Annotated in this window: 2 protein-coding genes; both read right to left on the bottom strand. The window is 58.8% G+C overall.

Going from position 1 to position 1,667, the window contains the following annotated elements; genetic code table 11:
- The coding region (locus OXG98_10215) for a hypothetical protein (GenBank protein MCY3772378.1) at nucleotides 1-313 on the bottom strand (313 nt) is incomplete at its 3' end.
- A 204-nt stretch (nucleotides 314-517) separates the two neighbouring features.
- Entirely contained in the window at nucleotides 518-1,654 is a 1,137-nt protein-coding gene (locus tag OXG98_10210; protein MCY3772377.1) for a hypothetical protein, read from the bottom strand.
- Nucleotides 1,655-1,667 lie beyond the last annotated feature (13 nt).

Genomic DNA, 1,667 nt, shown 5'->3' with positions numbered 1-1,667 from the left:
CCCCCGGGACGCCCCGGGCGACGGACACCGTACCTGTTTCACCGAATATGGGATTGGAATTGGCCGAGAAGTTGGGAACGGCGACATTGAGGTCTTCATAGTCGCTGATGCCGGCAAGGGTGATTTCCTCCCCCTGGTAGGCAACGACCGATATCGGAACGTCCTGGAGAGACTCCTCGCGCCTTCGCGCCGTTACCACGATTTCCTCAAGGATCTGTGCGCCCGCCGGCAAAGGCGCCAGAGTCACAGACCCGCCCGCCAGTACCGCCGAGACTGCCCCTAGGCCGATCAATCCTGGCGATGATTTACCCATGACCATACCTTCACCCTCTCGCGTCAGGCCGATTCACGCGCTTCCGCCGCTGCTGAAAGCAACAAGAGTATCCGCAGTCGTCTATTCCGGTGAATGCCAATACAAAAACCACTTGTATTATCGACTTGGCGGCGCGTACGTTTATTGATAAAAAGAGGCCGGAAGTTGACAATTTCCGCCAGCCTTGGCATGGCCGACCCTCTGCTAGAGCAGACTCGCCAGGACGACCATGGAAGCTACCGCCAATACGCCGACGCAGATCCTGGCGTAGCGCCGCATTGCCGGACCGGGCCGCCAATCATTTGGGACTTCCTCACTGGTGATCGCTCGATAATTCAGGAAGGCGATGATCGGCGCTACTACAAACGAGGTGGTGGTAGCGAAATCGACGATATGGCTCAGTGAGGATGCAAAGAGATACGTGACGGCGATGCACGAGATCGCGATCAGAATCAGGAAAAGGCTCGTCATCCTGCGATCGCTGCCCGGCACGTTGGCCCGCTCCGATGCCTCACTGGTCCTGAAGCGAGCAACCAGCGTGGCCAGGGCTCTGGCATTGCCGTCGAAATAGGCAAGCAGGGTGGAATACATGACCGTAAAGGCCGCGATTCCGACGACAGGACCCGCGTATTCGCCGAGAGACTGCTCATACAGCCCGATCAATCGGGTTGCGAAAGGTGCGGCGTCCGGCGGCATGGGCTCACCGGTGCCGAATATCAACGCCGCACCCATGATTCCGAAGCAAAAGGCGAATGCGATCGCGCCAAAAAAACCGACGTCGAAATCGAACCGCGCAACGCTCTTCGGCGGCGCGATGCCGGAATCGCGAGCCTTGGCGCTGGACCACAGGCTATGTATGACCGAAACCTCCAGTGGCGACGGCATCCAGCCTATCAGGGCGAACATGAACAGGAGGGCCCGAGCGTCCAACTGTGCAAACGAAACGGTACTGCCTCCCGACCAATCGATTTTCGGCAAGATCGCCAGTGTCGCGGCGACGGTCGAAATGGCCATGATCACGAGCAGTACTTTCGTGATTCGTTCCACCCAGCGGTAGCGTCCGAATAGAACGACGCCAACGGTAGTGAGAGCCAGGGCGGTCGCGACATCCTGGACCCGGTAGTCGATTCCCATTATAGAGGTCGCCAATCCCGCCGTAATCAACGCCAACGCCGCAGGCGCGCTGACGATGCTTGCGACCTCCGCGAACCCGTACATACACAGGGCCCATTTGCCCTGTTTCCGGTAACCCTCCAGGACCGACGTACCGGTACCCAGGGTATAGTCGGGCGCGAAGCGAAAGCTGGGGTATTTTGCAACACAAGCCAGCAGCACGAACAACAACATCATGAGC

It is taken from the genome of Gemmatimonadota bacterium, from assembly GCA_026706345.1.
Taxonomy (GTDB): Bacteria; JAAXHH01; JAAXHH01; order JAAXHH01; family JAAXHH01; genus JAAXHH01.
The sequence above is the reverse complement of the archived record's forward strand: the minus strand, read 5'-3'. Positions and strand labels throughout refer to the sequence as shown.